General features: G+C 40.4%; 19 protein-coding genes. 9 read left to right on the top strand and 10 right to left on the bottom strand.

Annotated elements, in window-relative coordinates; genetic code table 11:
- Window positions 1-433: 433 nt before the first annotated feature.
- Genes QWY93_RS01050 through QWY93_RS01040 form a run of 3 tightly spaced genes read left to right on the top strand, consistent with a single transcriptional unit; the run spans window position 434 to window position 2,731 of the window.
- Window positions 434-877 (top strand): sugar 3,4-ketoisomerase, encoded by a 444-nt coding sequence (locus QWY93_RS01050; protein WP_290246344.1) that lies wholly within the window; start codon window positions 434-436, stop codon window positions 875-877.
- The gene (locus tag QWY93_RS01045; protein ID WP_290246343.1) at window positions 855-1,769 is read left to right on the top strand and encodes a GNAT family N-acetyltransferase; all 915 of its coding nucleotides are present in this window, start codon (window positions 855-857) and stop codon (window positions 1,767-1,769) included. The genes QWY93_RS01050 and QWY93_RS01045 overlap by 23 nt, the downstream gene beginning before the upstream one ends.
- Window positions 1,770-1,774: 5 nt before the next feature.
- Entirely contained in the window at window positions 1,775-2,731 is a 957-nt protein-coding gene (locus QWY93_RS01040) for a glycosyltransferase (RefSeq protein ID WP_290246342.1), read from the top strand.
- 152 nt (window positions 2,732-2,883) lie between these two features.
- On the opposite strand, the gene QWY93_RS01035 is transcribed toward QWY93_RS01040, so the two are convergent.
- The 5 genes from QWY93_RS01035 to QWY93_RS01015 are packed head-to-tail and all read right to left on the bottom strand — an operon-like array spanning window position 2,884 to window position 9,982.
- The gene (locus QWY93_RS01035; protein WP_290246341.1) at window positions 2,884-4,158 is read right to left on the bottom strand and encodes a M16 family metallopeptidase; all 1,275 of its coding nucleotides are present in this window, start codon (window positions 4,156-4,158) and stop codon (window positions 2,884-2,886) included.
- A gap of 2 nt (window positions 4,159-4,160) precedes the next feature.
- Window positions 4,161-5,375, bottom strand: coding sequence for a type IX secretion system outer membrane channel protein PorV (porV, locus tag QWY93_RS01030; protein WP_290246340.1), 1,215 nt, complete (start codon window positions 5,373-5,375; stop codon window positions 4,161-4,163).
- Window positions 5,372-8,644 carry a type IX secretion system sortase PorU gene (gene porU, locus QWY93_RS01025; protein WP_290246339.1) on the bottom strand — a complete coding sequence of 1,091 codons (3,273 nt, stop codon included), beginning with the start codon at window positions 8,642-8,644 and terminating at the stop codon, window positions 5,372-5,374. Before porU ends, porV begins: the two co-directional genes overlap by 4 nt.
- A complete protein-coding gene (pssA, locus tag QWY93_RS01020) occupies window positions 8,634-9,332 on the bottom strand; it encodes a CDP-diacylglycerol--serine O-phosphatidyltransferase (RefSeq protein WP_290246338.1) in 699 nt (232 codons plus the stop codon). The genes porU and pssA overlap by 11 nt, the downstream gene beginning before the upstream one ends.
- Window positions 9,329-9,982, bottom strand: a complete 654-nt coding sequence (locus tag QWY93_RS01015; RefSeq protein WP_290246337.1) for an MBL fold metallo-hydrolase — start codon at window positions 9,980-9,982, stop codon at window positions 9,329-9,331. The genes pssA and QWY93_RS01015 overlap by 4 nt, the downstream gene beginning before the upstream one ends.
- Window positions 9,983-10,039: 57 nt before the next feature.
- Between QWY93_RS01015 and QWY93_RS01010 the strand changes: the two genes are divergently transcribed.
- The 4 genes from QWY93_RS01010 to QWY93_RS00995 all read left to right on the top strand — a co-directional run bounded on the left by QWY93_RS01010 (window position 10,040) and on the right by QWY93_RS00995 (window position 16,406).
- Window positions 10,040-11,092 (top strand): NAD(P)/FAD-dependent oxidoreductase, encoded by a 1,053-nt coding sequence (locus tag QWY93_RS01010; RefSeq protein WP_290246336.1) that lies wholly within the window; start codon window positions 10,040-10,042, stop codon window positions 11,090-11,092.
- A gap of 22 nt (window positions 11,093-11,114) precedes the next feature.
- Complete coding sequence (locus QWY93_RS01005) at window positions 11,115-14,420, top strand: biopolymer transporter Tol (RefSeq protein ID WP_290246335.1); 3,306 nt, start codon at window positions 11,115-11,117, stop codon at window positions 14,418-14,420.
- A 32-nt stretch (window positions 14,421-14,452) separates the two neighbouring features.
- The gene (locus tag QWY93_RS01000; protein WP_290246334.1) at window positions 14,453-15,331 is read left to right on the top strand and encodes a YicC/YloC family endoribonuclease; all 879 of its coding nucleotides are present in this window, start codon (window positions 14,453-14,455) and stop codon (window positions 15,329-15,331) included.
- A 280-nt stretch (window positions 15,332-15,611) separates the two neighbouring features.
- The gene (locus QWY93_RS00995) at window positions 15,612-16,406 is read left to right on the top strand and encodes a thymidylate synthase (protein WP_290246333.1); all 795 of its coding nucleotides are present in this window, start codon (window positions 15,612-15,614) and stop codon (window positions 16,404-16,406) included.
- A gap of 8 nt (window positions 16,407-16,414) precedes the next feature.
- Here the strand turns inward: QWY93_RS00995 and QWY93_RS00990 are convergent, their stop codons facing one another.
- Window positions 16,415-17,230: an aminotransferase class IV gene (locus QWY93_RS00990; RefSeq protein WP_290246332.1), complete on the bottom strand. Its 816-nt coding sequence runs from the start codon at window positions 17,228-17,230 to the stop codon at window positions 16,415-16,417.
- A gap of 263 nt (window positions 17,231-17,493) precedes the next feature.
- On the opposite strand from QWY93_RS00990, the gene QWY93_RS00985 reads away from it, so the two are divergent.
- Window positions 17,494-18,840 (top strand): TolC family protein, encoded by a 1,347-nt coding sequence (locus tag QWY93_RS00985; RefSeq protein ID WP_290246331.1) that lies wholly within the window; start codon window positions 17,494-17,496, stop codon window positions 18,838-18,840.
- 10 nt (window positions 18,841-18,850) lie between these two features.
- Window positions 18,851-20,146 (top strand): efflux RND transporter periplasmic adaptor subunit, encoded by a 1,296-nt coding sequence (locus QWY93_RS00980; protein ID WP_290246330.1) that lies wholly within the window; start codon window positions 18,851-18,853, stop codon window positions 20,144-20,146.
- Between the two features lie 97 nt (window positions 20,147-20,243).
- On the opposite strand, the gene QWY93_RS00975 is transcribed toward QWY93_RS00980, so the two are convergent.
- The 4 genes from QWY93_RS00975 to QWY93_RS00960 all read right to left on the bottom strand — a co-directional run bounded on the left by QWY93_RS00975 (window position 20,244) and on the right by QWY93_RS00960 (window position 24,004).
- The gene (locus tag QWY93_RS00975) at window positions 20,244-21,113 is read right to left on the bottom strand and encodes an ABC transporter substrate-binding protein (RefSeq protein ID WP_290246329.1); all 870 of its coding nucleotides are present in this window, start codon (window positions 21,111-21,113) and stop codon (window positions 20,244-20,246) included.
- Window positions 21,114-21,327: 214 nt separating this feature from the next.
- A complete protein-coding gene (locus QWY93_RS00970) occupies window positions 21,328-21,765 on the bottom strand; it encodes a nucleoside deaminase (RefSeq protein ID WP_290246328.1) in 438 nt (145 codons plus the stop codon).
- 150 nt (window positions 21,766-21,915) lie between these two features.
- Complete coding sequence (locus tag QWY93_RS00965; RefSeq protein ID WP_290246327.1) at window positions 21,916-22,107, bottom strand: cold-shock protein; 192 nt, start codon at window positions 22,105-22,107, stop codon at window positions 21,916-21,918.
- 157 nt (window positions 22,108-22,264) lie between these two features.
- Window positions 22,265-24,004 carry a glycoside hydrolase family 13 protein gene (locus QWY93_RS00960; protein WP_290246326.1) on the bottom strand — a complete coding sequence of 580 codons (1,740 nt, stop codon included), beginning with the start codon at window positions 24,002-24,004 and terminating at the stop codon, window positions 22,265-22,267.
- Between the last annotated feature and the right edge of the window lie 24 nt (window positions 24,005-24,028).

Here is a 24,028-nt window from a genome sequence, read left to right as displayed (position 1 = left end):
TATGTCAATTGTTAATTTTTTTATTCGTGATTTGTAAAACCTATTGGTTTTTTTATTCCTTATATTCCTAAACTTTTTTTAGAATAAGAACGGTTCCATGTCATATAAATTAAACCCTAGTAGCACTCCCTAAATCTTCCTTGAGAGGGGTAAGTCCTCGTTTTTTTAAAAAAATCCATAAAAGAAGCTTGTTAAGGCTTTAACTAAAATAACCTTGGGTGCAAACCCAGGGTTATTTGAATCGTGATGTCCTGCCAACCCCTTTAAGGGTTGAACTAAACTAAAGGTACTGATAGAAAAGGGGATAAGAAAAAAACAAATCACCATACCCACCAAACATTAAATTATTGTAAAATTTTGCCCAAGAAATAGGGCCATTCCCTGATCGACTAGGGGATTTTATTTAACTTGGAAACCAAATAATTTTTGGTGAATGATCCAAAATAGTACCAATAACTTAAAAATGACCAAACCTTATGTTTTTCAGGTGGGAAAAACCGAAAATCCTCAGGGAATGCTCCATTACCTGGAACAGCAACAAATTCCTTTTCAGATAAAAAGGACATTTTGGATATCCGGAGTGCCGGAAAATTCGGTCAGGGGCGTTCATGCCCATCACAAAGACCAACAAGTGACAATATGTTTGCAGGGTAAGGTAGAGGTGAAATTGGAGGACCTTGCTAAAAAACAGTACCTTTTTACCCTGGAAAGCCCAGAACAGGTATTGTTTCTTCCTCATTTGGTTTGGTCGGAGTTTGTTTTTTATTCCAATGCCATATTGTTGGTCATGGCCAACGAAAATTTTTCCGAAGATGATTATATCAGAGACAAAAAAGTTTTTGAAAAGTTGCAAGATGAATACCGAAAAAAACTATGATTTTCTGCTCAAAGAAGTCGGTCAAGTGGATCATGATTATTTTTTACACGATTATTCCCCTTCAAATGGGGAAAAATATTATTGTGCCCAATTGTTCAAAAAACAAAAACTAAAGGCTTCGATTTATTTTCAGTTTCAGGAAAATGGAGAGATGACTTCCCTTAAGGAGGCGCCCTTTGGTGGTTTTTGGGTGGAAAAGAAAATTTCTTCTGAAAGTTTTCAGTTTTTTGTAGAGCAATTATTGATTGCCATTAGGGGATTAGGGGGGAGGTCCCTGGAGATAACTCAAGCTCCTGACCCTTATCAGCCTCAGAACCCAATGATCCACTACATCCTGAATACTTTGGGTTTCAAGATGAAAAAGATGTTGATGCATCAGGTTTTTGAAAACAGAAAAGAAATCAAGCAATACCTGCAGGAAAAGGCTTCAAAAAATAAGAAAAAGCAGGAAAAGTTCAATTTAGACGTGGAGGTGGGCCCCATAAAAAATTTTAATTTTTTGAAAGACATAAAATGGTGGCGAACCATACGGGACCATGAATATAAAGTAGATGAGGAAAAATTAATACAACAGGTCAGCGCTTATCCTGACCGCTATCATTTGGTAACTGTGGAAGAAGGGGGCGAAGCAGTGGCCCATGTGCTTTGTGTCCAGTTGACTTCCAATAGTTTATATTATTTTTTGCCGGCCATGAACCCTAACAATCAACAAACCTTTACCGGTGAGGTAGCTATTTATTCAGTCATCCAATTGGGAGATAGGTTAGGGGTCGATTTTATAGATTTGGGTTCCTCTGAATGGCAGGGATCCGCCAACCACAGCTTGATACATTTTAAATCAAAAGTGGCTAATAATTCCTCCAACAAATTAACCTGGCAAATTCAACTGTAAGCCCTATGGATGCCCCTTTGGTTACTGTAATTTGTCTCTGTTATCAGCAAAAAGATTTTGTGGAGGAAGCCCTAAATTCTGTTTTAGAACAGGTTTATCAACCTATAGAATTGATCGTTTTTGACAATGGAAGTGGGGATGGCAGCCAGGAACAAATCGCACAATGGGTCGAGCAAAATGGTAATAAGATAAAGCTGACAAAGGTGTTTTTGTTGCCTGAGAAAATCAATTATTGTAAAGCATTCAACAAAGCTTTGAAATGGGCAAATGGAAAATTTGTCCTTGATCTTTCAGGAGATGATGTATTGATGCCCCAGCATATTGGGGAAGCGGTATGTGCATTCTCAAAACAGACGGAAGCAAAGGTTTATTCTTCCAATGCTTATTTGGTAAGTGCTGATGGGAAAGTCAAAAAGACTTTCTTTCCAACTGATGAAAACGGAAAGGTTCAGGAATGGATTCCAGAAGGATGGATTTATGCTGATGTGGTGGAGCGATATTGTGTCTGCACGCCCACACTAGTTTTTGATTGCGGAGCTTTAAAAAAGGAGGGAGGCTATGATGAGTCTCTTTCCTATGAGGATTTTGATATTTTGGTCCGGATGGCCAGAAAATACCGGTTTTCCTTCAGCCATTATAGGGGGGTAAAAAAAAGGTTGCATCCGGCGGCATATTCAAGAAAACAATACCAAAAAAAGCAATCCATTATTTTGCCGTCCACTTTAAAAGTGTGCGAAAAAATTTCCCGTCTCAATCAAAACCCAACCGAAAACCAAGCTTTGATTTCCAGGATATATCATGAAACCAAACATGCCCTTTTTTCAGCTAATTTTGAGGTTTCAGGAAAGTTTTTGGAATTGGCCAAAAGGCAAGGAGCAAAAGGTTGGAAATGGAAATTGTTTCATGTTTGGCAAAAGAGTAGCCTGGATCTTTCTTGGATATATGAATTAGTGAAGAGGTGAACCTTGATACTTGAGATTTTAGTGAGTTTTTAGTCTCCGTTGGCTAAGCCGTTGGGACAACTTAAAATCGGGCTGGACAATCGGAATTATGGTAGGGATTCGGTTTCCACATACCAAATACCCCAAATTCTATATAACAAAAATCCCTATCTCTAACCTACAATAACCTCAATAATGTTCTCCGGCTTAAAGTATTTTTGGCCAATTTCCATAATTTCTTCAGGTTTAAAATCCCTGAAATAAGCCAATTGGGTTTCATAGAAATCATAATCCAGACCCACCTGATGAATGCTCTTGAAGCGGTTGATCAGGTCAAAGGCATTGCTAAAGCTGGATAAAAAATTGCCGATCATATAATTGCGGACGATTTCAAGTTCATCCTTTTGTACTGGGGTGTTTTTAAGTCTTTCGATTTCTTTGTAAACTTCCTGGATGACTTCCTCCGCATATCCCTTTTGGACATCGGCCATGACCACCCAATAATCTGAAAGTTGCAAGTTGCCTATGGAGCTGTAAATCCCATAAGTATGGCCCTTTTCTTCCCGGATGTTCTTGATCAATCGACTGCCAAAATAACCTCCTAAAATGGTGTTAAAGACCGTCAAAGCATGGTAATCCTCGTGGGTTTTCGGAATAAGGTGTTGTCCTAGGCGGATACTGGATTGTACGGATTTTTCCTTGATTTCGGTCAGCCTTTTTTCAGGCCAAACTTCAAAATCGGGCAAGGTGTCCGAGATTTGGATGACCGGCAAATCTTCAAATGCTTTTACCAATTGATCAATTTCATTTTCCTCCAAATTCCCAGTGACAAATATTTCTGGGGTTACCAATAAGGTATTGTGGTAGAAATCCACCAGGTCTTCCCTTTGGACGGTTTCCACATCACATTCTTCTGCCACAAACCCATAAGGGTGATGGGAACCAAAGAGCGCTTTCCTGTATAATTGGTTGGCCCTAGCTCCATTTTGTCCTTTTTGAATGGAAATGGTTAGGGATTTTTGGGATTTTCTTTTTTCCAGTTCTTTTTCAGGAAATACAGCCTCTGTAAAAAGTGAACGGAATACAGGTAAAACTGATGCAAAGTGTTTTTTGGTAGTCAGCAGGGATAGGCCGCTTTGTTCAAATGTGGAAATGACCTCAATTTCGGAGGCATAATGATCAAAAAAATGGTCTATTTCCTCAGAGTTTTTTTCTTGCGTCCCTTCCATTAACATGTGCAATGTAAAAAAAGGAACCAGTGCTTTTTCTTTTGCAACCAAATGCTTATTGGAGGCGGTATTGATTTCTATTTTGATGGCATCAATGGCCGGGGTGGGGAAAAAATACAAAGGGACCCCGTTTTTCAAGGTCCGCTTTTGAGGTTTAGTTAATGCTATATGTTCTGGTATCTGAAAAGCCGGAGCTTTTGATCGGTCTACTACAGTCATGTTTAAGGTTTTGGAATGTCGTAAGCCAGGGAGAATCTTAAAGTTTCTGCCAAGGGGTGGTTTTGCTTTTGGGGTACCAAATAGGAGAAATCAAACCCTAACCTTTTAATATTAAAACCAACCCCCATGGTAAAATATTTTCTTCCGCCTTTATTTTGGTTTTCATGGAAATAGCCGGTCCTAAGGGCAAATTTTTCTGCATACTCATATTCAACACCAAAGGAAATCATAAACTCTTGCATTTCCTCACCAAAACCATCCGGTGCATCGGCAAAAGAACCAAAGATACCACTGATCAGGGAGCGGTTAGGATCTTTGCCGCTTTCAATAATGGGATCACCATTGCTGTCCTGTCGTAAGGAGCCATCCTCATTTCTTGCATAGATAGGGGGAGTAGGGACCATTAATTTGTTCAAATCAAGGGCAAAGGTTAAATCATTGTATTCATCAAGGTTGATGGCCAATGCAGTACCCATTCTGAAGTTGGTAGGAATATAATCCAGATCCTCTGCACTGTTATATGTCAGTTTGGGGCCGATATTGCTGACATTGGCTCCCAGTGACCATAAGGCATCTTTATCCGAAAAAAGGACTTCTTTTTGGTAATAAACCCCTACATCCGTACCCACACTAACACCGGGGCGACCTTCTGCTCCACTGGAAGCCCCTATATTTCCTGATAAATTGGAATGGATAAAGCGTGCTGAAATTCCTAGGGAAAGGTTTTCAGACAGTTTTCTGGAATATGTGGCCCCAATGGCGATATCCCTTGGGGTAAACTCTCCAATATCCTGGCCCCTTCCATCGGTCAGTTGGATATCTCCCATATTAAAGTATCTCAAATCAATTCCAAAAGTGGAAACATCATCAATCCTGCGATAACCAGTAAGGTAATTGAGGGACATATCAGGAACCAATTTTCCCAACCAGGGAGAATAGGAAAGAGAGAAACCCATTTTTTTATCTATAAAAGCTAGTTTGGCAGCATTCCAGTGGGCGGAGTTGGCATCCGGGGAGGTGGCTACCCCCACATCACCCATAGCAGAGTGCCTGCTGTCAGGTGCAAAATTCAAAAATGGAACAGCAGTGGCAATGACCCTTCTACCATCTTCCTGACCGGAGATTATGGCAGAATTTTGTGCCTTTACAATAAATGTGATGAAAAATAGCGAAGCTAAAAAAGTAAATCCTTTCAAGTTGTTTTTTATTATTTTCATTGAATATAGATTTTTCCACTAGCCAAATCAGACGTATTGTCCGTTTCGCTCATAAGCTCTAATTTGTAAATATAAGTCCCTTTTGCGGGAAAACTTGTTTTGTTTCGTAAAAAAAACCAGGCTAAACCATCAACAATCCTATCAGCTTTTGGAAAACGCTTATTTGTGGAAAATATTTCCCTGCCTTCCATAGAATAAATTGACAATTGGCAAATTAGGGTTTCCCCTGGCCGGTTATGTTCCAACCAAAAATGGCAATCAGATTCAGCAGGATTGGGAAATGCCATGTGGTCCAATATGGACAGTTGGTCAGAACCTTCCACCCGTATTTCCAGTTGAGCGGTGGAAGAGTTTCCTTGGTTATCAAAGGCGGTGAGCTGAACAATATTATTCCCTTCCCGAAGGTCATCAAGGGTAATATCAATTCTTCCTCGGGTAAAACCATCATTTATGGAATAATAATGATCATTTAAAATTATAGTTTTTCCTTGGTTGATCTGTAAGGTAATGTTCTGACCGAGATTGTTGGGAGAAATTTGAATGCCGCTGGAGTCCTGAAGATGGACCAGCAACCTCATTTGTTTGCTGGGAATAACCTCAACTTTCTTTAAGCTATCCTCCGCAAAAAGCTGTATATGGGGCCCCTCAAGGTCATTGGCCGGCCTGGAATCAGACCCTCCGATAATGACGGATTGGGCCCCAAATGCTTCCAGTTGACTGCTTTCTTCCCGGGCATATAAGCGGATAATCCCTTCTCCAAATTTGTAATCTATATTTTGGGGAATGATCAATTGCGCCTCAAACTGACCATTTTTTACCTTTCCCGTTCCTTGATGGAGTAGGATATTGGGGTTGTCATAGCTTATGGGCTGGCTTTCGTCCCCCAGGGTGGTCAATTCTCCAGCCTTGTCCAACAAGGTGATTTGGTATTCACCATTAAAAGAGGAAACGTTAGACTGGGTGAGCGGATCTTGGATGTTTCCCCTAATGCTTATTTTTTGAAGGGCCCGGAGAGTATCCACTTGCATTTTTGAGTCCAGGTCTATTGGTACTTCCATTTGAACGGAAAGTTCCGGAAGTGCTAATTTTAAACTGGGATCTCCCAGGAGGGAAAAGTTCCGGTTGTACGGGCCGTTGAGGCTGTTGTTTTTGGTGATTTTAAAGATTTCCCCCAGGCTTAGATATTCACCATTTTCCTTGGAAAAAACTGCTGATATAAAGGCCTGGTTTAAGGCGAAATTAAGACTGCTGAAGACAGGCCTCCCAGTAGTCAGCAAGGCAATGGCTCCCTTATTTTGGGCAAATAATAATTCCTCTGCCCCAGACCTGGAATAAGGACTGTCATGCCGGCCAAATTCACAGGTAGCCGTTACAAAAAGGGGAAGAATCTCATTGCTGGGCCAGTCTTCCAAGTCGGTGACCTGGAAAATTTCTTCAGCCATCAAGGTGGATTCATTACCGTGGCCTATATAGTTGATGAATAAAGTCCCTTCTTCAATATGTTGGAAAAAAGCAGACTTGGCAGCGGGGGAAGATTGAGAACTACCTTCCTCTAATTGTTCATAATCATCCAAATAGAGTTTGTTGACCCTGATTTCAGGATTTTGGTTTTGTATAAATTGAGAGTGGGATTCAGCATGACCCAAGTGAATATTTTGGTCCCCATCGTCAGCCACAAATAATACCTCCCTTTTCCAGTTCCCCAATGGAGCATCAGATTCGTAGCGGATGATTTTATCCACTGCCGTTTTTGCTTCCTGGACATTGATGGCAGGAATTCTTCCCACACCGATATTTAATGGCCTATCACCCTCACTGCTTTCTTCCCAAATTCCGGCACCATTTTCCAAGATCCCAAAATAATCGTCAGAACTGTAGGAGGTTAAAGGGTTGAGGTTATTTCTGGAACTATAAGTAGGGACAAGGTTAGGCCGGCCTCCAGAAATGTTTTTATAATCAAATGTTCCCTTTCCAAAAAAAAGTACATTTTTTAATTGTTGATGCTGCTGGTAATGGTAAGCAAGGAAATTTCTTAAAGCGGACACATCCTGGGTGCCGTAACTGTAGGCATCATAAATCATTTGAGGAGTTGTGACCAAGGTGGGTAATCCCCTTGAAATCTTATGTTCGGCCAATCTTCTGGCCTGGTTTTCCAGTTCCGGAGCAGCAATGATGATCAATTCCGGTTCATTTTGAAGCAATTTTAAGGATAGATCTGCAGGAATTACTGGGGGGATTTCAGGTATATTTTGTGGGTCAAAAATGGCTAATTTTTGGCTGTTTTGAAGTAAGGCTGTTCCAAGCTGCAGGTTCAATCTTCTAGGATCATAAAAATCAGAAATGTCCCAGATTTCCTGTTGACTTTGAATTCCTACCTGAAAGGGAATGTCCTCAAGGCTATAATATATTCCTTCAGGCAATAACTTGGAATCAAATCCCCTTCCCTGTAAAATGTAATCCACCATGGCCATTCCGTTGGGGTCAGCAGTTTCGGTTTGGAAATTGAGAGGGGCGTTTTCCGAAATATTGTTTGAGGAAATTATTACAGAGGAGGATTTTTCCCGGCCTTTGATCCCGTAAGTAGATTGTGGAATGGGAGATATGGACATATTGACCAATTCAGTGGAACCCAATCTTAAATATAGTTGGCTTTGGGAAGTGGACTGGGCCATAAAATTGGCCTTAAAAAATAAAGGCGCATTTTCCGGAATGGTTTGTGGAAGTGCAAGGGTAGAGGATTGGCCTGAAAAAATCCTATCTCCATACCATTTTCTTCCGGAAGACAGGAGATTATTTTCTTCTTTTTTATGTACACCAACTTGGTAAAGCCATTTTCCACCAGCCTCTTCTCCATTTTGTACTGAAACTTGTGGGATTTCCTTTGTGCGGCTTTTCCCAACTTCAATCAAATAATATAAGGTGTCTGAGTAATAATGGTGTTGGTAACTCAATCCATCTTCATCGGGAATGACCTGATGTGGGCCGGCCAAGAAAACATACAAGGAGTTATTCTGGATCAGGGTTGGGATTTCCCTGAGTTTAAGGGCCATGCTATTCAGCTCCTGGGGAAGTATTCCGGGAGAACCATATAGGGTAATGTCCTCCAATGAACTTGCGCCGAAGGATTGTGCCTCTAATATGCTGATTTTATAGATGCCTTCATCAGTAATGGGGATTTTATAAAAATCCGTTTGGGCTTTAGTTTCATTGAGAAAGAAAAATCCTGCTAAAGCCCAAAACAAATATGATATATTCCACTTACCCTTCATGGGAAACTGTCCAGTTTTCTATTATAGAAAGGACAATATAACCCAAAATGGCAAAAGGAATCCCAGCAATACCCAAAAATGCAAGGCTTACAATACCAATCAAGACCACCAGGTACCTATAGATGTTTTCCCTCAAGGCATAATTCTTGAATTTTAAGGCTATTAATGGCAGCTCAGCAGTAAGCAAAAATGCCAGTACCAGGGCAAAGGCCAAAAGAAAATATCCTTGGAAAATTAAGTTTTGAGCCCAAATAAATTTATTCGCCAAAAAAGGTAGAGTAGACAGCAACAATGCATTGGCCGGAGTGGGAAGACCTATAAACCGGTCGGTTTGACGGGTGTCAATATTAAATTTTGCAAGCCTCAGGGCGGATTGTATTCCTATAAAAAAGGCCAAAAAGGGCAGGAGGCTATCGGGAAATGCGGTTTGGAGCATTTTGAATACCACAAAAGTGGGCAATACTCCAAAGGTTACAAGGTCTGCCAGGGAATCCAACTGCTTGCCTATCTCCCCACTTACCCCAAGCATCCGGGCAGCCCATCCATCAAAGAAATCAAAGAAAGCTGCCGCCAGAATAAAGTAAGTCCCATAAGTGAGTTTGCCTTCAAGTACAAAGAAAATTCCGGCCATTCCGGCCACCAAATTCAAACTGGTGATGGCATTGGGGATGTGTTTTTTGATACTCAAAACTGTGCTCTTTCTCCGACAAATGGGTTGTTGATTTTTTCAAAGCCAATACTGGTAGTAGGGCCGTGGCCTGGATAGACTTTTACATCATCCGGAAGGCTAAACATTTTAGTTTTGATGGCTTCCAGTAATGTTTCATGGTCTCCCCCTGGAAGGTCCGTTCTCCCTATGCTACCTTGAAATAGGGTGTCCCCTCCAATGCAGGTTTTGGTCTCAGGATGATAAAAAATCACATGTCCGGGGGAATGCCCCGGAACCCAGCGGATTTGGAGGGTGGTTTTTCCAAAATTGATTTCCTGACCTTCCTCAATATAATCATCCGCCTCACATTCATCAAATGCTGGAAATCCATAATTGGAAGCATAAGCACTGATGGCCCTTAATACTGGATCATCTTTTGGATGGATCAGTAAAGGAATGTTAAAAGTCCTCTTTACATAGTCATTTCCCAGCACATGGTCAATATGGCAATGGGTGTTGAGCAATTGGACGGGATTGAGTTGGTTTTCCTTGATAAATTGATGCAAGGCTTCCTTTTCCTCTTTTTCATAACACCCGGGATCGATGATGATTGCCTCTTTAGTTTCATCATAAAGTAGGTAGGTGTTTTCCTGAAAGGGATTGAAGGTAAAAGTTTTAACATTCAACATGCGCGAATCAGTTTTGAATTCGTGCCAAAATAACAAAGAAAGAATTTAATTTTGGGCATGGAAGTAGATTTTTTACTAATTGGACAGGGCCTGGCAGGGACGGTATTGTCCCAACGTTTGCTAAAAGCCGGAAAAACCGTTGGCCTGATTGATGAACCTGGAAAAAATAAAAGCAGTAGGGTGGCGGCTGGACTTTATAATCCGGTTACCGGGAGGAAAATGGTCAAAACCTGGAATGCTGATCTGCTTTTTCCGGAAATCATTCCGCTATACCGGGAACTGGAAGACCTGTTGGGGATAAAAATAATATACCCTAGGCCCATTTACAGGCCTTTTGTCAGTATTGAAGAACAAAATGAATGGATGGGAAAAAGTGGGGATGAGGGGTTTAGGGGTTATATTGAAACGGTCAGGATGTCCAGCAAATATGATGAGGTCAATGACCCTTATGGAGGAATTTTGTTGAAAAATTGTGGCTTTGTGGACCTGGCTGCTCTTTTGGATGCTTATACGGGTTGGTTGAATGAAAAGGGATTTTTGGTACAATCGACTTTTGATGAGGATAAATTAATCAGAAAGGATGATGGTTTTATTTATGGGGAAATAAAAGCCAAAAATCTTATTTATTGCAATGGCATTGGAGCCATGAAAAGCCGGTTTTTTGATTGGCTGCCTTTTGCCCCCGTTAAAGGTGAAATTCTGGAAATAAATGAAGAATTCAAACCTTATGAAATCATCAACCGCGGGGTGTTTAGGATCACCATGCCTGATGGTTTGATAAGGGTGGGGTCCACTTATAGTCGGCATGACCTGGACACCGGGCCAAGCAGCCAGGGAAAAAGGACTATTTTGGAAAAATTGGAAAAGTTGGTTCATGCTTCCGATAGGGAAATTATTCAACACAAAAGTGGGATACGACCAGCTACCCGGGATAGAAGACCATTTTTAGGGAAATATCCTCAAGAGAAAAACGTTTATATATTCAATGGCTTTGGAGCCAAAGGGGTTTCTTTGGTTCCTTATTTCAGTAAGGTGATGTTGGATTTGTTGATCCATGGTGAGGAACCGGAAAAAGGTGTTAACATAAGTCGATTTTTTAAGTATATTTAAGACAAAGACGTTATAAAGATCAATGAAAGTATATTTGTTTGTTATTTCTTTTGCCCTTTTATGGCTTGGATCTACTTTGGATCTGAAGGCCCAATTTGACCGGGAAAGGTTTGGGAAAAACAGGTTGCAGCACAAGGAGCTCGATTGGTATTTTTACAGTTCAAACAATTTTGAAGTTTATTATTATGATGGCGGAAGGGAAAATGCCCGGATGGCCATCGACTACCTGGAAAATCAATTTGAACGTATTACCCAAATGGTCGGTTATGTGGCCTATACCAAACCCAAGGTTTATATTTATAATTCCCGAGAAGACTGGTTGCAAAGTAATTTGGACCTCAATGAAAACAATTACACCGTCAGCGGCCAGACCTATTTTTCCAAACTTTTGGCAGAGGTTCCATACACTGGGAAATGGGCCACTTTTAAGGAGGAGTTAGTTTACCGAACCTCCAAAATCATTATTGAGGAAATGTTATACGGGTCCACTATAGCTGATGCTTTTCAGTCTAATTTGATCAACAGTTTCCCGGATTGGTTTATTGATGGCGCTGCCCTTTACCTTGCCAAAGGTTGGGACAGGGAAATGGATGATTTTGTAAGGCATTATTTAAAGGAAAATGAGCAGCCCAGGCTTTATAAACTGAACTCTGAACAAGCGGAGTTAGTCGGGCAGTCAATATGGAATTTTATTGTGGAGAGGTATGGTAAGCGGTATGTTTCCAGTATTTTGAATTTAAGCCGTATCAACCGGAATGAAGAAACCAGCATTGCCAATACATTGGGCAAGAGTTTCAAGGAATTTATCCAGCAATGGCGGGATTATTATGTGGGGCTCAATGAAAATGTGCTCAATACTTTTGAATCCCCTGATACGGAAAAAATAATTGCTTCTACTTCAAAAGGTAAACCAGGAGCCATAAATGATATCAAGTTCAGCCCTGATGCCAAACATTTGGCTTATGTGGAGAATAACAATGGAAAATATAAAGTAAAGGTTAGAAATCTTAGTACTGACCGGGAAGTAACCATTTACAAAGGCGGTCATTCTTCAGATGATCAGGAAGCCAATTTTACCTCCCCGGTAATTGCCTGGAGGGATACTCTGAATCTTACCATCGCCACCTTCAAACGGGGGGTAACCACACTTCGAATGAGAAGCATCGATGGAAGTAGTCAGGACAAAATTTTCCTCCGAAATATCACCCAGGTTACCAGTCTTGATTTTGCTCCCAATGGTACCAATATGGTTCTTTCGGCTATTTCCAACGGCCGGAGTGATATTTATACCCTCAATATAAGGGGGAGAGGGAAGAAGTTGACCAATGATGTTTTTGATAACATCACCCCTACCTTCATCAACGATTCCACCATTGTTTTTGCTTCCAATAAGGCGGATTTGCCGGACAGTGTACTTACCCGAACGCCGGATGTCCGCAAGTTGCCTGAATATTTTAACCTTTTCCGCATGGATTTGGGGGATAGTATTGTGACCAGCCGGCTTACCAATATGAATTCGGTTAATTATATGCCAAGGGTAATGAACAGGAATTTTGTCCTTCATCTCAGTGATCAAAGTGGTATCACAAATGTAATGAGATTGGGTTTGGGAAGTTCCGTTTCCAGCCAGGTCTCTGCTTTTGACAAAAGTTTAGAAAGCTTTGATTATGCCCCATCAGTAAACCGTTGGGCTTATTCTTACCATGACGGCATACGCAGTAAATTGATACTGGAACCTTATCCAAATTTGGACAAGTTTACCCCAAGTATACCCAGGGTCCAGTTGGAACAAGCCAAAAAACTAAATGAAAGGATCTCCACCAGAAGGATTGATAATAATGCCGGGGAGGCTCCCGATGAGGAAAAAGATCAAGAGAAAGAAGCCTCTAATACTTTACCTGAAGAACCAGTAGTTCAATTGGATACTTTACAACCTGCAGCACCCCAAACAGGATCCATAAACCTGGATCGGTTAAGGTTTGAAAGGGAAGGGGGCATTGATATAGAAAATTACCAATTTGACTCTGTCCCAGAACCTGTGGAGGAAGAGTCCCTGGATAATACAACCGGTAGAAGTGATATCCTGGATGCTTTCCGCCAACAAAGTATGCAAAGGAGGGTGACCGGGCCAAGGGAATATATTCCCCAATTCATTGCTAACAGCCTCAATACTTCATTTGTGGTGGACCCTTTAAGAGGGTTTGGAATCAGTCTCAATGCAAAAATGACGGATTTACTGGATAACCACTCCTTTACCGGAGGGCTGATGACCACCATGGATTTCAGGTCTGGAAGTGATATTTTCTTTGAGTACCAATATTTAAAGCATAGAATTGATTTCAGGGGAAGGTATGATCGAAAAGCTTTGGTGATCACGGAGGGTGACCTGACACATCAGAGGTATGTCCTAAATAAAACAGAATTGGGTATTTCTTATCCAATTAATGTGCATAGCCGGGTGACTTTGGCACCATTTTTTGCCAAAACCCAGTATTTTAACCTGAATTCTGACTCTCTGATTCGAGGCAATGGGGGGATTGATAATAGTTTTGATGTAAATTACCTCGGTGGTAAAGCAGAATTTGTGATGGATAAAACCACCCTTTTAGGGCTTTATATGGAGCAAGGCTTTAAGGGAAAGATTGGAATTATCCATTATCAAGGTATCGACAAATCCGAGCGGTCATTTAGCAACGCCTACCTGGACCTGAGGAATTATCAAAAAATCCATAAAAGCATCACATTTGCCACTAGGCTTTTTGCAGGGTCTTATTTTGGAAATAACCCACAACGCTACCTGGTCGGTGGTATGGATAATTGGCTTTTTAATGAATTTTATCAGCCCCCTTCCAACCGGCCGGAATCCAGTCCAATCCGGAATAATGATGGGGTTGAAAACTCCGATATTCTATTTGCTCAATTTGTGGACCTCCGAGGCTATGATTATGATGAAATCCGTGGTAAGAATGTAATCACCTTTACTGCAGAGTTAAGGATACCCTTGTTTGCCTATCTTTCCAGGGGAAATATCGCCTCCAATTTTATTAGAAATTTCCAATTGGTAGGTTTTTATGATGCAGGATCTTCCTGGGACCGTTCCGCCCCATGGGAGAGGGTCAATGACCAAAATACCGAAGTGATCAACACGGAAGGGTCTCCTTTTAAAATCACCCTTAATAACTTTAACAACCCATGGCTCCAGAGTTTTGGGGGAGGCTTGAGGACTGTTTTGCTCAATTACTATGTGAAATTTGATGTTGCCCGGCCTGTAAGAAACTATAATGTTGAGGAAACCCGCTTTTATGTGACTTTGGGGTATAATTTCTAAAATGAACTGTTATTATTGATTAAGTTTGCAGCATGATTAAATCCATGACGGGCTATGGTATAGCCAATTTTGAAGATGAGCGTTATATCATCAGCGCCGAAGTAAAAACGTTAAATTCTAAATTTTTGGACTTAAACCTCAGAAGTCCCCGGCAATTTTCTGATAAGGAGATAGAGGTCAGAACTTGGGTAGGGGATATGCTGGACCGGGGAAAGGTGAATTTGAACCTGGAATTTACCGCTAAGTCCAGTAATGAGCTTCCCGTGAGTATCAATGAGGAACTTTTTGTTACCTATTTTGAAAAATACCAGGCCATGGCCAAAAAGGTGGGAGCTACTGATGTGGAATTGTTTAAAATGGCTGCTCAAGCCCCCAATGTGGTCACCTCTTTGAATGAAAAGGGTGAAAACCCTGAAGAATGGGAAACGGTTAAAAATGTGATTCAAGAGGCTTTAAAAAAGTGTAACCAATTTAGAGAGGATGAAGGGGAAACATTGTTCCATAAATTCATGGAAAACCTCCAGGAAATCCGGGAAAGGCTTGCACAAATCCAGCAGGAAGAGCCCAAGCGGAAAGAAAGGATCAAAAACCGGATCAGGAATAATTTTCAGGAATGGATGGAGGAAAATGATTTTGATGAAAACCGCTTTGAGCAGGAACTGATCTATTATTTTGAGAAGTTGGATATTACGGAAGAGATAGTAAGGCTGGGCACCCATTTGGATTATTTCGAAAAGAATTTGAATGAGGGTAAAAAACAAGGCAAAAAGCTTGGCTTTATCAGCCAGGAAATAGGCCGGGAAATCAATACCATTGGTTCCAAAGCTAATGATGCTGCCATCCAAAGGCATGTAATCATAATGAAAGATGAACTGGAAAAGATCAAGGAACAAGCATTGAATATTCTTTAGGGGATAGGGATGAGATTTGAAATTGGTAATTGATAAGGGTCCGACGGGTTCTGAAAGGGTCCAAAGCCACCCAAATTGAAAGAAAGGAACAAAAATCAGCTTTAATTGGTTCAAAATCAGGAAATAAGGAAAGAGAGTGAAAGTTGAATTATGAATTTAAAATTGAGAATGAATAATTAATGATTTAAAATTCTTCATTTTAAATAAAAATTCTATCCCCTTTTACAAATTTGAAGGATTGCATAAATTGCCATCCGATAAAAAAAATCCCTCAATTCCCATGAAGCAATATCATCAGTTAATGCAGCATATATTGGATACAGGTATCCAAAAAGGAGACCGGACTGGAACAGGTACCATTAGTGTGTTTGGCTATCAAATGCGCTTTGACCTTCAGGAAGGTTTTCCTTTGGTGACCACCAAAAAATGCCATTTAAGATCCATCATCCATGAACTTCTTTGGTTTATTCAGGGAGATACCAATATCAAATACCTTAAAGATAATAAAGTGAGGATTTGGGATGAATGGGCAGATGAAAATGGCGATTTGGGCCCTGTTTATGGTTACCAGTGGCGACATTGGCCTGATGGAAAAGGAGGGGAAATTGATCAGATCAAAAATTTGATAAATCAGATCAAAAATAACCCCAATTCCAGAAGGTTATTGGTCAGTGCCTGGAATGTGGCGGATGTGGATAATATGGCTTTGCCTCCCTGTCATACTATGTTCCAGTTTTATGTAGCGGAGGGGAAATTATCTTGCCAGCTTTACCAAAGGAGTGCAGATGTATTTTTGGGCGTTCCTTTTAATATCGCTTCTTATGCCCTCTTTACTATGATGATAGCTCAGGTTTGTGGCCTTCAGCCGGGAGAGTTTGTCCATACTTTTGGGGATGCACACCTGTATTTGAACCATTTGGACCAGGCAAAACTGCAATTGAGCAGAGACTGCAGACCTTTACCGACCATGAAAATCAATCCGGAGGTTAAGGACCTTTTTGATTTCAAATATGAGGATTTTGAATTGCTCAATTACGATCCACACCCACATATCAAGGCTTCGGTATCTGTATAACCCGAATATTATTCAAAAATTGATTCAATCAATGGCAGGGGGGAAGCGTTATAGGATTTCCCTTCACATTGGGCAATATGACTAATTCCAGTAACATTGCTTGTGAATAACCTGTCCGCCTTATTCAGCTCCTTTATTTTGAATTGGCCTTGGTGAACAGGGATACCAGACTCCTTCAGCTTTTCCAAAATTATAGCACGGCCAACTCCCGCAATGCAACCACAAGAAAGAGAGGGGGTGAAAAATTCATTTCCAATGATCCAGAAAAGGTTGGAGGCTCCTGCCTCTGAAATATGATCCTCATGGTCCAATAAAATAATTTCATCCCCTTTCCTTTCCATTCTTTCTACCCCTGCCATCACATAGGGAAGGGCATTAAGGGTCTTGCAATGGGACCAGGGCGATGGATGAACCTTTACCGAATTACTGACAATAACTTGTTTTTTTATCTTTGGCGAATTTTGATGGGTTTGGATCAAAAAATTCTCTTTCACTTCTGTTGTGCTGGGACTGTATTTGCCCAAGCCTGCCCGAAAGATATTCCATCTTATCCTAAGGGGCTGATCTTTTCCCCATTTTTTGGATATAAAAAATTCCAATGCTTCCACATGGCTTAAGTTTTTTCCTGAAAGGTGAAGCTGTTTTAAACCTTCTTGAAGCCGGTTTTGGTGGAATTGGGAAAAACGGATTTTACCATTCATAAATATCATGGTTTCAAACAATCCATCCCCAAAAAAAGCAGCCCTGTCCGGTTGGGCATCTGCAACAATGTCAAACTTATCAGCTTTGCTTGGGGAGATGAAAATAGGTTTGAATTCTTTCATGATAATTCGGCTTATTCCAGGCTTAAGCGCCAAAATAAATAAAAAATCAGCACAATTTTTTTTGGAACAACCTTTATTAGGCAAAAAAAAAATGAGAATTGAATCCTAATGATTAGATTAGTAATAATAAAATGAAGGATTCATATTAACCCTGGATTGCCTTCAAAAGGTAGAAGAATTCTTTTCTAAGGTTAAGGGGTATTTTTGGGATAGATATAGAGGGTGAAAATTATTTAATGCTGAAAAATGAGATATTGAAAAGAATGAAGAATAAATTTTTAGGAATGCTATTTTTTATGCTGGCTTTTATCTTCAGGGCCTATTGCCAGGAGCCTGACATTACCTCCTTAAGTTTAGAAGAATGCATTGATATTGGTCTTAAAAATAATTTGGACCTTCAAAGGAGCGAGTTAAACTTAGTGGGGAATGAAGCCGATTTGTTGGAAGCAAAGGGACAGCGATTGCCCTCCCTTTCTGCATCAACTTCCTCAAGGTACAATTGGGGACGGTCCATCAACCCGGTTACCAACCTTTTTGAAACCAGAAGAATTGGGAATATTAACCTCAGTGCCAATTCCAGTATGACCGTGTATTCCGGAGGACAGGTCACCAATAGTATTCAACAAGCTAAAACGGAACTTAGAAAAGGAGAGTTTGACCTGAAAGCCACCAAAAATAATATCACCCTAAATATTATCAACCTTTTTGTCAATGTAGTTTTTGCAAAAGAACAACTAGAGGTGGCTAAATCCCAATTGGAAATCACTTCTAATCAACTGAAAAGGACAAGAAAGTTGGTGGAAGTCGGCTCCCTGCCTTTATCAAATCAATTGGACCTGGAAGCTCAAAATGCCACCAGCGAGATGGAATTGACCAATGCAGAAAATAATCTAAGATTGGCCAAATTGGACTTAAGCCAGGCCATACAGGTTCCCTTTCAAAAAGATTTTGGAGTGGCGGTTCCGGATTTAAATGCAGAAGATTATTGGATTGCGACTGATAATGTTGAAGAAGCCTATCAAATTGCGGAAAATAATATGCCCGAAATCAAATCTGCGGAGTTGGCCGTGGAAAGTGCGGGTTATGGATTAAAAGTTGCCAAGGGTAATTTTTATCCCAGTCTTGGGCTGGGTGGAAATATTTTTTCCAATTATGTGGATCAACCAGATGGTTTTGGGGACAGCGCTCCTTTTGGCACCCAGGTAGAAAATAACCTTTCTCAGGCTGTTGGCTTAAATTTAAATATTCCCATTTTCTCCAATTTTAGAAATAAAGCAGGAGTCCAAAGGGCAAGGGTCCAAAAGCAATTGGCAGAGGTGCAGGAACAGGAAGCCAGAAACCTCTTGAGACAAGATATCGAAACTGCATATACCAATGCTACGGGGGCTTTGAAAACATATCAATCTTCCAGAAAGCAGGTAGCGGCTCTGGAAGAAGCATTTAGGATGGCTCAAAAGCAGTTTGAGGTAGGAGTGATCAATGCGGTGGATTTTCAGGTTTCACAAAACAATCTTTTCAAGGCACAAGCAGATATGCTTCAGGCAAAGTATGAATACATTTTCAGTGTAAAAGTTCTCGATTTCTATTTGGGGAATCCGTTAACATTATAAAAATAAAATCATGGCGAAAAAAAGGTCCAACAAATTAATATATATATTAATGGCAGTGGTTGCTGTATTGATTGTTTTTGTCTTTATTGCCAGAAAAGCAGGTTGGGTAGGAGGAAAAGAGGAAGTTAAAGTGGAGCTGGCCAAAGCTGAAAAGAAAACCATCGTCGAAAAAGTAAGTGCTTCTGGGGTGATCCAACCCGAAACTGAGGTGAAGTTAAGTCCTGATGTGGCAGGGGAAATCATAGAATTGAACATCCAGGAGGGTGATTCGGTTCAACAGGATGAACTTTTGGTGAAAATCCGACCAGATAATTTTGTCTCAGCGCTTGACCGGACAAGGGCCAATTTGAACCAACAAAGGGCCAATTTAGCCCAATCCAAAGCAGCACTTAAAAGAGCAGAAGCCCAATTTGAACAGGCCCAGCTTCAATTTGAAAGGGAAAAAAAACTGTATGAAGAAAAAGTAATTTCTGATGCGGATTTTGAACAAGCAAGGGCCAATTTTTTGACGGCTGAAAATGATCTAATGGCTGCTGAAAAATCCGTAGAAGCGGCTCAATTTGTTGTCAAAAGTGCCCAGGCAAGTGTGAATGAAGCTCAGGAAAATTTAAGCTTAACCAATGTTTTTGCTCCTGTCTCCGGGGTGGTTTCAAAGCTTCTGGTAGAAAAAGGAGAACGTGTGGTCGGTACCCAGCAAATGGCAGGTACAGAAATGCTCCGAATTGCTGACCTATCTAAAATGGAAGTGAGGGTAGATGTCAATGAAAATGATATTGTCCGTCTTTCCCTGGGTGATACAAGTTTGATTGATGTAGATGCATATTCCCATTTGGGAACCCAGTTCCGCGGAGTGGTCACTGCCATCGCCAATTCTGCCAATGAAAAATCCAGTCCTGATGCCGTAACTGAATTCGAAGTTCGGATCCGGGTACTCAATGAATCCTATCAGGACTTGGTGACGGAGGAAAACCGGTTTCCTTTCCGGCCAGGAATGACCGCAAGTGTGGAGATCATCACAGAAAAGAAATATGATGTTTTGGCTGTCCCCCTGGCAGCAGTCACCACAAGGGAAAATGTCAGGAAAGATACCACAGACTCTTCCAGCGATTTGCAGGAGTTGATTTTCAAAGCAGAAAATGGAAAAGCAAAAAGAGCCAAGGTGGAAACCGGAATTTCAGATTTTGAAAATATTGAAATCAAGAAGGGTGTTCAGGAGGGGGAAACATTGATTGCTGGCCCTTATGCCATAGTCAGTAAAGACCTGAAAGATGGAGATCCCATCTCAGAGATGAATAAAGAAAATTGATTCACCATAATAGGCCACAATAGTTTTTGGGTATTTCTATAGAATGAAATGATAACCAAAACCCTTTGTGTCCTATTGTCCTTATTTGGTTAATTCATTAAACCAATCTGGCGAAATCAGAATCCACCAAATTTTCAGCTTTTACCTTTGAAGTAATCAAGTCCAGATCAAATAGAATATCCATGGTTTTTTCAAGGGTGGATTTTTCTATTTGAGAGTTGGTGGCCCATTGGGTTTGTTTTAGCCAGGCTTGAATATCCTCTTCCTGGATACCATAAGCTTGACTGATCATTGAAGCCAAATTTGGCTCTTGACTTAATTCCTTAGAGCAGCTATAAAGGTGGTCTTGCAAAGCTTTGATGGCCTCGGGATAGTCCTTTAAAATATTTTCATGGGCAACCATCACAAAACAGGGCCAAGGGGTAGGGATTTCCCCAACTCGCTTAAAAAGGCCTTGGTCCACCAAAGGTTTGGTTGTGAATTTTTCCCATAAAAACGCTTTGGCTTGTTGGTCTTGGAAGGCTGCTTGAGCACCCTCCATATTGCCTACTATCTCAAATTTGAGATCTTTAAGGCTCCAGTTGTTTTTTTGGGCCAAAAGAAAAGCCATTAAGTGGGAACCGGAACCAAATCGACTGATCAAAAAAGGTGCATTTTGCAGTTCTTCTATGGAATTTACTGGGGCTTTTGCCGGCACATGAATCCCCCAGGTTAATGGGGACAACACATGGTAGCCTATGATTTTACCTGGATTCCCCTCTAATTTATCCTTGATAAAACTTTCCGTTAGAAGAATGGCTATATCAGCTTCTCCATCTCTTAAAGCCTTATTCATTGCTCCTGAACCTTTGGATTCATCCCTCCAAACTAATTCAAAGCCCTTGTCCTTTAGGGCTTGCTTTTCAACAGTTTGTATCCATGGAAAATTAAAATGTTCCGGAACACCAATAATTCTGATCTTTTTCATGCTCAAAGATAAAAATAGAGTGGAAACTGAGACAATATTCCCAGGGGATTTCAAAAAAAATGGGGTAGGCTCTTAAAATGTATTAAACACAGTAGGAAACCTAGGCCTCATTAGGGAAGAGAAAATTTTAAATATTGATTTACTGATTCCCCACTCAAGAACTTGAGGGGAATTTTTATTACTATATGATTAGTTGATGATTGTATTTGGTGAATTAAACACCTATATCTTCATTCCATAGATCAGACTTTTCCTTAAGAAAAGATTTCATAAGGGCCTTGCAGGTGTCATTATCTTCCACAATAACTTCTACACCACGGGATTTTAAGAGTTTTTCTTCTCCCATAAAGGTTTCATTTTCACCAATGACCACTTTGGGAATTCCGTAAAGAAGGATGGTACCACTGCACATAGGGCAGGGGGAAAGGGTGGTATAAAGGGTGCTTTTTTGGTAGATTTTAGCCGATTGTCTTCCGGCATTTTCAAGGGCATCCATTTCTCCATGAAGGATGACACTTCCCTTTTGGACCCTCCGGTTATGACCACGGCCAATTATTTTTCCATTATAAACCAAAACAGAACCAATAGGGATTCCCCCTTCTTGAAGGCCTTTTTGTGCTTCTTTAATGGCCTCGGCCAAATATTGATCCATAACAATTTCGGGTTAAGGGTTAGTTGTTGAATATATGGTCATTAAAAATAAAATTCTGAGTTAAACAAATATGCTCAGTTTTTTTCCAAAAAAAAAGCCCCTCAATATTGAGGGGCTTCATTACCTTTGCAAAAATATTAATATATAATATTAAATTACTTTCACGTTTACAGCATTCAATCCTTTTCTGCCTTCTTGCAAATCAAACTCTACTTCATCATCTTCTTGAATCTCATCGATTAGGCCTGAGATATGTACGAAGTGTTCTTTGTTGGTTCCTTCTTCTGTGATAAATCCAAATCCTTTAGATTCGTTGAAGAACTTTACTATTCCTTTTGTCATTATTATAATATAAAATTTTATGTCATAAAGGTAAGGTTATTTTTTTTACAATTATGTTGTTTTGGTTTTTTTATTTTACGAAAACCAATTTTTTTTTTAAAATCCCACTTTAGAGCATTGAGAGCCTTCTTTTTAATTTGATTATTTTTTGTGAAAACTATTGAATAGAGAATATTAAAGCTTGATATGGGGCCAAAGTAAGTTTTGATTGGTGGAGATTCTTGTTTTCGAGGTTATTGATCAACTCCTTTTTAAGAACAATTGATTTGGGCAATTGAAGTTGGGAGGGAGTTGTGGAAAAATTTAGAAGTACCAATAGTTTTTCCTGATCCAAGGTTCGGGTGTAAGCATAAACCTTCTTATTTTTCGGCCAAAGCAATTGGTAATCGCCATAAACCAGAACCGGGTGGTCCTTCCTCAATTGGACCATTTTTCTAAAATAATTCAGGCAGCTTTGAGGGTCATTTTCTTGATTTTCAACATTGATGGATTTATAGTTAGGGTTTACGGCAATCCAGGGTTCTCCATTGGAAAACCCGGCATTTTTTGAGGCATTCCATTGCATGGGGGTTCTGGCATTATCCCTGGAAAGAAAATTGAGTTTTTTCATATATCGGCTTAGGTCTTTGCCCTCTTTTAGGGCATTTTGATAACCATTAAGTGCAGCGATGTCTTTGTAATCAGAAATTTGATCAAAATCAATGTTGGTCATTCCCAGTTCATCCCCATAGTAATAATAGGGGGTTCCCCTCATGCTTAAGATAAATGTAGTCAGCATTTTAGAAGAAGCTGCTCGAAATTCTGGGCTGTCATTGCCAAATTTGCTGACCATTCTCGGTACGTCATGGTTGGCCAAAAAGATGGATACCCAACCTTTGTCTTCCATGGCGCTGTCCCATCTGGTGTATACATCCTTAAAATCCAGCAAATCATATCCATCCAAGTCATTGCCAATATCCATTCCTTCAAAATGATAGACCATATCTAGCTCTTTCCTTTCAGGAGCTACCAATGAAATGGCATCTTCAAAGGTACTGCCTGCACCTTCTGCCACGGTCATGATGTCATATTTGCTGATTACCTCCCTGTTCATTTCCCTGAGATAATCGTGAAGGTGGGGCCCCATGCCATAATATTCAATGATGTTTTTTTCATATCCCTCTGGAAAAGCTGGAAAAGTCGTGTCTTTGGAGACGTATTGAAATGCATCCATTCTAAACCCGTCAATGCCTTTATCCAGCCAATATTTCATTATATCGTAAACTTCTTGCCGTACTTTTGGATTTTCCCAATTGAGGTCGGGTTGTTTACGTGAAAAATAATGTAAATAATAGGCATTGGTGGTAGAATCATATTTCCAAGCATCATTATTGACATCGAAAAAGCTGTACCGGGGCGTGGGTTTTCCTTTTTCTGCTTCCCACCAATGATAATAATCCCTGTAGGGATTGTCCCGAGAACTTTTTGACTCCTGAAACCAAGTATGTTCATCACTACTGTGGTTGACTACCAAATCCATAACCAGTTTAATTCCCCGCTCATGCATTCCCTTTAGTAGGGTGTCAAATTCTTCCATGGTACCAAATTCATCCATAATGGCCCGGTAATCGCTGATATCATAGCCATTATCATCATTAGGGGAACTGTAAATAGGGTTCAGCCATACGATGTCAATGCCCAGGCTTTGGAGGTAATCCAATTTTTCAATTATACCGCCAAGGTCTCCTATACCATCACCGTCAGAATCCTTAAAACTTCTGGGGTAAATTTGGTAGACGACTCCCTCTTTCCACCATTGACCGTCAATTTTATCGAGTGATTCCTGGGCTTGGGTTTTTCCCGTCCAGGAAAGTAATAGCATTAGGGTGATTAATAGGGGTAAGTAATAGGTTCTCATAAGGTAATTGAGTTTAGGATTAAT

Origin of the sequence: Echinicola jeungdonensis, assembly GCF_030409905.1 — a bacterium.
Lineage (GTDB): Bacteria > Bacteroidota > Bacteroidia > Cytophagales > Cyclobacteriaceae > Echinicola > Echinicola jeungdonensis.
The sequence above is the reverse complement of the archived record's forward strand: the minus strand, read 5'-3'. Positions and strand labels throughout refer to the sequence as shown.

Excerpts from the sequence above, each read along its gene's own strand:
- QWY93_RS01010 (WP_290246336.1), top strand. The coding sequence starts at position 10,040 with ATGGAAGTAGATTTTTTACTAATTGGACAGGGCCTGGCAGGGACGGTA.
- QWY93_RS01005 (WP_290246335.1), top strand. The coding sequence starts at position 11,115 with ATGAAAGTATATTTGTTTGTTATTTCTTTTGCCCTTTTATGGCTTGGA.
- QWY93_RS00960 (WP_290246326.1), bottom strand. The coding sequence starts at position 24,004 with ATGAGAACCTATTACTTACCCCTATTAATCACCCTAATGCTATTACTT.
- QWY93_RS00995 (WP_290246333.1), top strand. The coding sequence starts at position 15,612 with ATGAAGCAATATCATCAGTTAATGCAGCATATATTGGATACAGGTATC.
- QWY93_RS00965 (WP_290246327.1), bottom strand. The coding sequence starts at position 22,107 with ATGACAAAAGGAATAGTAAAGTTCTTCAACGAATCTAAAGGATTTGGA.
- QWY93_RS01045 (WP_290246343.1), top strand. The coding sequence starts at position 855 with ATGAATACCGAAAAAAACTATGATTTTCTGCTCAAAGAAGTCGGTCAA.
- QWY93_RS01040 (WP_290246342.1), top strand. The coding sequence starts at position 1,775 with ATGGATGCCCCTTTGGTTACTGTAATTTGTCTCTGTTATCAGCAAAAA.
- QWY93_RS01035 (WP_290246341.1), bottom strand. The coding sequence starts at position 4,158 with ATGACTGTAGTAGACCGATCAAAAGCTCCGGCTTTTCAGATACCAGAA.
- QWY93_RS00985 (WP_290246331.1), top strand. The coding sequence starts at position 17,494 with ATGAAGAATAAATTTTTAGGAATGCTATTTTTTATGCTGGCTTTTATC.
- QWY93_RS00980 (WP_290246330.1), top strand. The coding sequence starts at position 18,851 with ATGGCGAAAAAAAGGTCCAACAAATTAATATATATATTAATGGCAGTG.
- QWY93_RS01015 (WP_290246337.1), bottom strand. The coding sequence starts at position 9,982 with ATGTTGAATGTTAAAACTTTTACCTTCAATCCCTTTCAGGAAAACACC.
- porV (WP_290246340.1), bottom strand. The coding sequence starts at position 5,375 with ATGAAAATAATAAAAAACAACTTGAAAGGATTTACTTTTTTAGCTTCG.
- QWY93_RS01050 (WP_290246344.1), top strand. The coding sequence starts at position 434 with ATGATCCAAAATAGTACCAATAACTTAAAAATGACCAAACCTTATGTT.
- porU (WP_290246339.1), bottom strand. The coding sequence starts at position 8,644 with ATGAAGGGTAAGTGGAATATATCATATTTGTTTTGGGCTTTAGCAGGA.
- QWY93_RS00990 (WP_290246332.1), bottom strand. The coding sequence starts at position 17,230 with ATGAAAGAATTCAAACCTATTTTCATCTCCCCAAGCAAAGCTGATAAG.
- QWY93_RS00975 (WP_290246329.1), bottom strand. The coding sequence starts at position 21,113 with ATGAAAAAGATCAGAATTATTGGTGTTCCGGAACATTTTAATTTTCCA.
- QWY93_RS00970 (WP_290246328.1), bottom strand. The coding sequence starts at position 21,765 with ATGGATCAATATTTGGCCGAGGCCATTAAAGAAGCACAAAAAGGCCTT.
- QWY93_RS01000 (WP_290246334.1), top strand. The coding sequence starts at position 14,453 with ATGATTAAATCCATGACGGGCTATGGTATAGCCAATTTTGAAGATGAG.